The organism is Streptomyces sp. NPDC059092 (assembly GCF_042756365.1).
In the GTDB taxonomy this organism is placed as follows: domain Bacteria; phylum Actinomycetota; class Actinomycetes; order Streptomycetales; family Streptomycetaceae; genus Streptomyces.
In genome coordinates this window covers 100,489-107,304 of the sequence record NZ_JBHZEJ010000020.1, presented here as the reverse complement: position 1 = coordinate 107,304, position 6,816 = coordinate 100,489, and the positions used below count along the sequence as shown (strand labels likewise).

Annotated in this window: 7 protein-coding genes; 2 read left to right on the top strand and 5 right to left on the bottom strand. The window is 72.6% G+C overall.

What is annotated here, in order from left to right; all coding sequences use genetic code 11:
- Positions 1 to 66 precede the first annotated feature (66 nt).
- Complete coding sequence (locus ACFXPL_RS15005) at positions 67 to 882, bottom strand: S1 family peptidase (protein ID WP_384918148.1); 816 nt, start codon at positions 880 to 882, stop codon at positions 67 to 69.
- Between the two features lie 349 nt (positions 883 to 1,231).
- On the opposite strand from ACFXPL_RS15005, the gene ACFXPL_RS15000 reads away from it, so the two are divergent.
- Both ACFXPL_RS15000 and ACFXPL_RS14995 read left to right on the top strand, forming a co-directional pair.
- The gene (locus tag ACFXPL_RS15000; protein ID WP_384918145.1) at positions 1,232 to 2,125 is read left to right on the top strand and encodes a hypothetical protein; all 894 of its coding nucleotides are present in this window, start codon (positions 1,232 to 1,234) and stop codon (positions 2,123 to 2,125) included.
- Between the two features lie 47 nt (positions 2,126 to 2,172).
- Entirely contained in the window at positions 2,173 to 3,816 is a 1,644-nt protein-coding gene (locus ACFXPL_RS14995) for an ankyrin repeat domain-containing protein (RefSeq protein WP_384918141.1), read from the top strand.
- A 52-nt stretch (positions 3,817 to 3,868) separates the two neighbouring features.
- On the opposite strand, the gene ACFXPL_RS14990 is transcribed toward ACFXPL_RS14995, so the two are convergent.
- The 4 genes from ACFXPL_RS14990 to ACFXPL_RS14975 form a co-directional block, all read right to left on the bottom strand.
- The gene (locus tag ACFXPL_RS14990) at positions 3,869 to 4,255 is read right to left on the bottom strand and encodes a barstar family protein (protein WP_384918138.1); all 387 of its coding nucleotides are present in this window, start codon (positions 4,253 to 4,255) and stop codon (positions 3,869 to 3,871) included.
- Positions 4,256 to 4,285: 30 nt separating this feature from the next.
- The gene (locus ACFXPL_RS14985; RefSeq protein ID WP_384918135.1) at positions 4,286 to 4,675 is read right to left on the bottom strand and encodes a ribonuclease domain-containing protein; all 390 of its coding nucleotides are present in this window, start codon (positions 4,673 to 4,675) and stop codon (positions 4,286 to 4,288) included.
- A 226-nt stretch (positions 4,676 to 4,901) separates the two neighbouring features.
- Complete coding sequence (locus ACFXPL_RS14980; protein ID WP_384918131.1) at positions 4,902 to 6,452, bottom strand: DEAD/DEAH box helicase; 1,551 nt, start codon at positions 6,450 to 6,452, stop codon at positions 4,902 to 4,904.
- A 119-nt stretch (positions 6,453 to 6,571) separates the two neighbouring features.
- Positions 6,572 to 6,775, bottom strand: a complete 204-nt coding sequence (locus ACFXPL_RS14975; protein ID WP_003969786.1) for a cold-shock protein — start codon at positions 6,773 to 6,775, stop codon at positions 6,572 to 6,574.
- Positions 6,776 to 6,816 lie beyond the last annotated feature (41 nt).

Genomic DNA, 6,816 nt, shown 5'->3' with positions numbered 1-6,816 from the left:
GTCCGGTACACGCCCCCCTCATGTCACCGCGTACGGGGTGGGATGGTGCTGATGGTGCTGATGGTGCTAGAGAGTGGCCGCGGCCGAGGCGATCGCGGAGGCGAAGGTCGAGACCTCGGTGTAGACGCCGGGGTAGCCGGGCCGGGCGCAGCCGTTGCCCCAGCTCACGATGCCGACCTGGACGTAGGCGCCGGAGTTGTCGGTACGGAACATCGGGCCGCCCGAGTCACCCTGGCAGGTGTCGGTGCCGCCGCTCGCGTAACCGGCGCAGATCTCCTCGTTGGCTATGATGTCGCCGCCGTACGAGGAGTTGCAGCTCGCGTCGGAGACGAACGGGACGGTCGCCTTGAGCAGGTAGCGCTGCTGGGCGCCGCCCTCGGTGGCCGCGCCCCAGCCGGCGACGGTGAAGTTGCCGGTGTTGTACTGCGTGGTGGTCGCGATCTTCAGCGTCGCCTGGTTGATCGGGGAGGCGAGCTTGATCAGCGCCCAGTCCTTGCCCGCGCCGTTGTAGCCGGGGGCCTGGAGGACCTTGGTGGACTTGACCTTGACGGCGCTGGTGCTCTGGAGGTCCACGACTCCGGCGGTGGCGGTGATGCTCGTGTTGTTGCCGGAGCCGCTCACACAGTGCGCGGCGGTCAGCACGACGGTCGGCGAGTACAGCGCGCCGCCACAGCCCATGGAGAGCCGGACCATGAAGGGGAATTCGCCCTGGGCGGCGCGGGTACCGCCGACGACGGGCGGCGCGAGGGGCGCGGCGGCCTGGGCGACGGGCGCCGGGGCCGGCAGCGGTGAGGCGGAGGCGGAGGACGGCTGAAGGCTGACGGCGGCGAGAGCGACGGCGCCGATGGCGGCGCATCTCTTCAGGGCACCAAGAATGCTCAACGGTCTGCCTTTCGTGGGGGATGCGTGTGGGGGTGGTGCTGTGGGCCCGGGTCGACGCGCGTTGCGTGCGATGACATGGGCCCGACAAGAAAGCGTGATCCGGATTATGCGGAGGGAATACGCCGCGCCACAAGAACCTTCTTTCGGCCACTGCGACGGATCACTTGTCAGCCACCGTCCGCTGACCGGACATTGGCGCCGACCGGGCGTCGGCGCGGCACCTCTCCCGCCGCCCGGACATCGGCGCGGCGCGCTCCCGCGCCCCGCCCCCGTACCGCCGTACAGTTGACGGGTGCGGGCCCGACCGCCCCGCGAGCCGGGCACCGGGCAGGCGGAGGGGGCAGGGGACGTGACAGACGGCGGCGAGGTCGTCCACGGTTATCCGCATCTGGACACGGTGCGGGCCGCGATCACCGCGCTCTACCACCGGCTGTCGGCCGACGGCGTCCGGGCGTACGCCTCCAGCGTGGTCCCGGCCGATGTCGCCTTCTCCGATCTGGACGACCTCCATCTGGGCACCCAGCGGGTCGCGCACGCCCTGGTGCAGCAGCTCCGGCTGCCCGACGCGCGCGTGATCGTGAGTTTCCGGGAGATGACGCACGCGGCGAACGTGGAGCTGACGGCGGGCCCCGAGTACTTCGTCGAGCTCAACAACCGCTTCCGCACCCACCGCAGGGACATCGGCGCCGCGCTCGCCCACGAGATCACCCATGTCCTGCTGCACCGGCTGGGGCTGTCCTTCCCCGGCACCCGGGACAACGAGATCCTCACCGACACGGCCACCACCTACCTGGGCGCGGGCTGGCTGCTGCTCGACGCGTACCGCGAGGACCGCGACTCCAGCCAGAAGCTCGGCTATCTGACGCCGGAGGAGTTCGGCTACGTCCTCGCCAAGCGCGCGGAGGTCTTCGACGAGGATCCGCGGATCTGGTTCACCAGCCCGCAGGGGTACACGTCGTATACGAAAGGCAGGGCGCAGGCGCAGCGCGACGAGCAGCAGCCGCCGTTGACGACCGCGGGCTGGACGGGCCGGCACCGGTACGCGAAGGACCGCCGCTACGCGCTCGACCACCCGGGCGCCATGTCCGACCCCGCGTCGCCGTACGCCTTCGAGACCCTGCCGGACGGGCTGCGCGTCTCGTTCCCCTGCCCGACGTGCCTCCAGCGGATCCGGGTACCCGTACGGGGACGGGTCAGGGCGCGGTGCGGACTCTGCGGGACCGTGCTGCACTGCGACACGTGAGCGAATACCCCGTAACGCGGGCGGCTCGGGAAACGTAGGGTCGAAGCATGACGAAAGAGGCGGCGGCCGGTGTCACCGGCCTGTTCGAGGCGGTGACCGACGGCGAGGACGACACCGTCGTACGGCTGCTCAGAGCGGGCGTGTCGGCCGAGGCGACCGACACGGACGGCGAGACGGTCCTGTACCGGGCCGCGGTCAGCGACGAGGCGGGGATGGTACGGCTGCTGCTCGCCGCAGGGGCCGACCCGCAGCGCGCGAGCGGCCCCGAGGGCTGGGACCTGCCGCTGTGCGCGGCGGCCTGCGGCGGCCACACCGAGGTGGTACGGGCGCTGCTCGCGGCCGGGGCGGCGCCGGACGGCCGGGAGGCGTTCGACTACACGGCGATCGCCTGGGCGGTGGTGCAGGGGTTCGCGGACACGGCGGAGACCCTGCTGGAGTACGGCGCGGACCCGGATCTGCCGGGCCCCGGCGGGGAGGCGCCGCTGGTGCTGGCGGCGCGGCGCGGCTCGACGGCGACCGTACGCGTCCTGCTGCGGTACGGCGCCGGCGCGCGCGACAGCGAATCCCTGTACGCCGGCGGATCCATGGACGCCACGGCGCACGCGGACTCCGGCACGGGCGGGGACTCCGGCACGCGCGGGGCGGCGCTCGCCGAGGCGCGGCGCTGGATGGCGCTCGACGTCGAACAGGAGCTGCGGGCCGGGCTGCTGAGCGCCTACGGCGAGGGGTACGAGACGGTGGTGCGCCGGATCCGGGAGGAGGGTTCGGAGACCGTCGTCGTCGAACTGCTGCGGGACGGGGGCCCGATGGCCGGGCGCGAGCAGCAGACGGGGCACGCGGCCGTGGCGACGCTGCTGGAGGCGGAGCTGGGGATCGCGACATCGTACGAGGAGCTGGCGGAGCGCGCGCTGGGCTGCGGCGATCCGGAGCGGGACGACTGGATCGAGGCGGTCGCGGCGCTGTGGCGGCGCGGTGACGAGGAAACGTTCCTGACCTGCGCGGCGTGGTGCGCGAGCGACGAACCGCTGCGGCAGGCGTTCGCCGCCGACGTACTGGCGCGGCTGGGCGCGACGGGTGAGGGCTGGACGGGCGGGTCCGGAGCGGGGGCCCCGGACATGACCCCGGAGGCGGCCGACGGCGGCAGCCCGTTCGCGGCCCGCGCGGTGCCCCTGCTGCGGGAGCTGTCCCGGCAGGCGGTGGAGGCGGAGCTGATCGGTTCGGTCGTGGTGGCGCTGGGCCAGCACGGCGATCCGGCGGCGCTGCCGGAGATCCTGCGCCACGCGGCGCACCCGGAGGCGGGGGTACGGCGCCGGGTCGCCGTCGCGCTGACCGGGCTCGTACCGGCGGACCATCAGGACGGTGTACGGGCGCGGCTGCGGCTGAGCCGGGACGCGGACGCGACGGTCAGGGACCGGGCGGTGCTGGCCCTGGCGGCGCTGGAGGCGGACACGTACGAGATCCGGGAGGCGCTGGCGGCCCGGCTGAACGAACCGGACCCGGAGACGGCGGCGCGCGCGGCGTGGGGGCTGGCGGTGCGCCGTGATCCCCGTGCGGTGGCCGCGCTGGAGCGGATCCTGCTGGACGAGGATCCGGCGGGGCGGGCGCGCCGGACCGCGGCGGAGGCGGTGGCGTACGTACCGAAGGGCCCGGAGCGACGGCGCCTGGAGTGCACACTCCCGCGCCGCCGCTGACGGGCCTTACCGGGCTGACGGGCCGTACGGGCCTGACGGTCCGGCGCATCGCTCAGAGGAGCCGCAGCGTCCCGGGGGCCTCCTCCTCGATGAGCTGGACCAGCTCGTCGAAGACGGTGGGGCCCCGGCCCGCGAGGGCGTCCTCCAGCCGGGCCCGCGCGGCGGGCCGGTTGTCGGGGTGCGTGCGCTCCAGCCGCCGCTGGAGCGTCCGTACGGTCTCCTCCTGGCCGAGTGCCCGGCGCGACCGTTCGTGCCGGCGCCATTCGATGACGAAGTCGCCGTCGTCCGGCGTTCCGTAGCCGCCGCGCAGACAGTCCGCGAGGGAGTCGAGGTTGCCCCCGAAGTACCCGTCGGGCCCGTTCACGGCGGCGCCGATCACCTGCCAGAAGCGGTCGAGGCCGGTGACCTCCGCCCCGTCGATCACATATGTCACCGTCATGGGACGGAGGTTACCTTCCGGGGACGGGGATCAGCAGGAGTACTTGACGAGCGAGAACGACGCGTAGTGGTCGGCCGTGTAGTAGTCCTCGCTGGCCTTGTTGCCGGTGACGATGCGGCGCGCGCCGCGGTTCGAGGAGCCCGGCGTGATGACGGTGTACTCGTGGTAGTAGCTGGCGGACTGGGCCGGCAGGATGCCTTCGCGGTTCTGGAAGACGGCGCCGTCCTGCGAGTACGGGAACGGTCCGCCGGCGTCGATCAGATCGAGCGTGTCGTGGGCCTGGGCCGGCAGCTTGGAGTAGCAGATGCTGCCGACCGCGGTGGGGGCGGCGGTGGCGGTAGCGGTGACTCCACCGACGAGCAGAGTCGAGACCAGAGCGGCGAGGCCACCGAGGGTGGCGATACGTGGGGGAATTCGCATGCCTCATGATGACGCGCGTAGACGTGCACACGTCAATAACAACAGCAGGGAATTTCCCCGAAGTTAACCGACCGCCCCGCCCGGGCGCCCCCCGTACACCGTCCTCCGCACACCGTGTCGTACGCCGTCCCCCGCGCCCCCGAACCCCGGATGTTCCCGCTGGAACGAGCGGGGCCCGGCGGCGTGTTCCTCCACGCCACCGGGCCCCGCCTGCGCATGTTCCCGCTCAGGCGGCCGTACGCCGACCGCCCTGGGCGCCACGGCCCGCGCCGCCCGCCCCGCCGGAACCGCCGGAGCCACCGCGGCGGCCACGGCTGCCGCGTGACGAACCGCCACCGGCCGCGCGCGCTCCACCGTCCGGGTTGCCGCGGGCGGGGCGGGACGTACGCGTCCGCTGCGCCTTCGGCTTCTGCTGGACCACGGGCTGCGGCACCTCGATGGTGACGGCCACCCCGGAGGGCACCCGCGCGCCGGTGATCGTCGCCAGCTCCTCGTCCGTGGACTTGATCCGCGCCGACCTCGGCGCGATGCCCGCGTCGGACATCAGCCGGGTCATCTCACGCCGCTGCTCGGGCAGGACCAGCGTGACCACGCTGCCGGACTCCCCCGCCCTGGCGGTGCGCCCGCCGCGGTGGAGGTAGTCCTTGTGGTCGACGGGCGGGTCCACGTTCACGACCAGGTCGAGATCGTCGACGTGGATGCCGCGCGCCGCGACATTGGTCGCGACGAGGCAGGTGACCAGGCCGTTCTTGAACTGTTCGAGCGTCCGGTTGCGCTGCGGCTGCGAACGGCCGCCGTGCAGCCCCGAGGCCCGTACACCGCTCGCCAGCAGTCGCTTGACCAGCCGGTCCACGGAACGCTTGGTGTCCAGGAAGAGCAGGACCCGGCCGTCCCGCGCGGCGATCCGCGTGGTGACTTCCTTCTTGTCCGTCTCGTCCAGGACGTACAGCACGTGGTGCTCCATCGTGGTGACCGCGCCCTGGGACGGGTCGACGGAGTGCACGACGGGGTCGGTGAGGTACAGCCGGACGAGCCGGTCGATGTTCTTGTCCAGCGTCGCCGAGAACAGCATCCGCTGCCCGTCCGGCTCGACCTGCTTGAGCAGCGCCGTGACCTGCGGCATGAAGCCCATGTCGGCCATCTGGTCGGCCTCGTCCAGCACGGTGATCGCGACCTGGTCGAGCCGGCACTCGCCGCGCTCGATGAGGTCCTTCAGCCGTCCGGGCGTGGCCACGAGCACCTCGGCGCCGCGCCGCAGCGCGCCCGCCTGCTTGCCGATCGAGAGCCCGCCGACGACCGTGGTCAACTTCAGGTTGACGGCGGTCGCGTACGGGGTGAGCGCGTCGGTGACCTGCTGCGCCAGCTCGCGGGTGGGCACCAGCACGAGGGCGAGCGGCGCGCGCGGCTCGGCACGGCGTCCCGCCGTACGGGCCAGCAGCGCGAGACCGAAGGCGAGCGTCTTGCCGGAACCGGTCCGTCCACGGCCGAGGATGTCCCGGCCGGCGAGGGAGTTCGGCAGGGTCGCGCCCTGGATCGGGAAGGGTTGGGTGACGCCCTGGGCGGTGAGGGTCTTCAGCAGCCCTGCGGGCATGTCCAGCTCGTCGAACGCCTCGACGGCGGGCAGTGCGGGGGTGAGGGTCTCCGGCAGCGTGAACTCCTGCGGCCGGGCGGGGGCGCGGCGGGCGGGTGCCTTCGCGGCTCCTCCCCTGGCGCGAGAGTTCACCGGGCGCTTACCGGCAGGTCGGGGTGCACGTGCCGGGCGTTCGGATCGAGTCATTCGGGTACTTAGCCTTCCTGGGCCTGAGGACGGCCTGGGGTTTAGGCCTGAGGACAGCGCGAGCCGGGGCCCGCACCGTGCAGGTGCGAGCCCCGGCTGCGAGGTACAACGTCCGGGAACTAGGCCGGGACGATGTTCTCCGCCTGCGGGCCCTTCTGGCCCTGCGTGACGTCGAACGAGACCTTCTGGCCCTCCTGGAGCTCACGGAAGCCCGAGGTGGCGATGTTCGAGTAGTGGGCGAAGACGTCGGCGCCGCCGCCGTCCTGCTCAATGAAGCCGAAGCCCTTTTCCGAGTTGAACCACTTCACGGTGCCAGTAGCCATGTCATTCTCCTAAAACAGGTGCAGAGCCGGAAACCCGCACT